1 pseudogene is annotated in these 1,831 nt (G+C 75.3%); it reads left to right on the top strand.

Annotated elements, in window-relative coordinates:
* Positions 1 to 1,765: pseudogene (locus G3I41_RS24010) on the top strand (hypothetical protein); the annotation flags it as partial.
* Positions 1,766 to 1,831: the final 66 nt, after the last annotated feature.

Genomic DNA, 1,831 nt, shown 5'->3' with positions numbered 1-1,831 from the left:
CGCCGAACGCGCCGAGATCGCCGGCGCCCCCGAACACCTCCCCGAGGTCGGCGAGGACGCCCCCCGCCAGGCGCTGCCCGCCCTGCGCGAGGCGTACCGGGCGGCGTCCCAGCTGTACGAGAAGGTGGGCGTCGGCGCCGACCTGCGCGCCGAGCAGGCCCGCGCCGAGAGCGACGAGAGCGCCGCCCTCGCCGAGCTGGACCGCCTCACCAACAAGGTCCGCACCCGGGCCGCCCAGCTCCTGGAGGGCACCGACGGCGCCGACGGCCCGTCCCGGCAGGCCGCCGCCGCCCGCGCCGAATCACTCGTCCAGCTCCTGGAGACCCGGGCCTCCGCCGCCAGCGAGCAGCTGGGCCGGCTGCGCGGCGAGGCCGAACGCCTGGCGCCCGCCGACGGCGAGAGCCTGCACACCGAGCTGCCCGACGACCAGGTGCCCGCCGACGCCGAACAGGCCCAGGCCCTTCTGCGTACCGCCACCGCCGAACTGGCCGCCGCCTCCGCCGCGCTGGACACCGCCCGGGCCGCCCACGCCGAGCTGCTGCACGCCCACCGCGCCGCCGAGGACGCGGCGGGCGGCTTCGACGAGACCGCCGCCCTGCTGCGGGACCTGCTCAGGGACCACGGCGCCGAGGACGAACCCGAGGACCCCGAGCCGTATCCGGGCAGCCTGGAGGAGGCCCGGCAGTCCGCGGCCGAGGCCCGCCGCTCCCTGCGCGGCTGCGCCGCCGACCTCTCCGCCGCCGAAGCGGCCGTCCGGGAGGCGAGCGACGTCCTCGTACGGCACGCCAACTCCACCCGCTACGAACAGGTCCGCACCCCGGCCCGGCAGCAGATCCGCGAACTGCCCGCCGCCGCGCTACCCGAGCACGCGGAGAAGTGGGCCACCGCCTTCGCACCCCGGCTGCGCGTCCTCACCGACGAGCTGGCCCAGCTGGAACGCAACCGCGACTCCATCGTGGACCGGCTGCGCGGCCTGGTGGAGTCCGCGCTCACCACGCTCCGTTCCGCCCAGCGGCTCTCCCGGCTCCCCGAGGGCCTGGGGGAGTGGTCCGGGCAGGAATTCCTCCGCATCCGCTTCGATGAACCCGACCAGACCACCCTCACCGAACGGCTCGGCGAGGTCATCGACGAGGCGACGAGGGCGGCCCTCCGCAAGAACTCCGACCTGCGCCGCGACGGCATGTCCCTGCTCCTGCGCGGGGTCCAGGCGGCTCTGGAGCCCAAGGGCATCGCCGTCGAGATCCTCAAGCCGGACGCCGTGCTGCGCGCCGAGCGCGTGCCGGTCGGGCAGATGGGCGACGTCTTCTCGGGCGGACAGCTGCTCACCGCCGCGATCGCCCTGTACTGCACGATGGCCGCCCTGCGCAGCAACGACCGCGGGCGCGACCGGGCACAGCACCGGCACGCCGGCACGCTCTTCCTGGACAACCCGATCGGCCGGGCCAACGCCACCTATCTGCTGGAGCTCCAGCGCGCGGTGGCCGACGCGCTCGGCGTACAACTGCTGTACACCACAGGCCTGTTCGACACGACGGCCCTCGCCGAATTCCCGCTCGTCATCCGGCTGCGCAACGACGCGGACCTGCGCGCCGGTCTGAAGTACATCAGCGTCGAGGAGCACCTGCGCCCCGGGCTGCCCCAGCAGGACCCCGGCACCGAGACGGTGCACGGCGAGATCACCGCGACCCGTATGTTCAAGCGCGGTGCCCCGGCACCGAGGACACCGGACGCGTCCGAGACCGTCGAGGAGACCCGGGTTCCGTAGGGGGCGTCAGGCCCGCGAAAGCCGGCGGTCAGCGCCGCCCCGGCGGCCTATCCGCGCCGCGTCCCG

The organism is Streptomyces sp. SID9727 (assembly GCF_010550605.1).
Classification (GTDB): domain Bacteria; phylum Actinomycetota; class Actinomycetes; order Streptomycetales; family Streptomycetaceae; genus Streptomyces.
The sequence above is the reverse complement of the archived record's forward strand: the minus strand, read 5'-3'. Positions and strand labels throughout refer to the sequence as shown.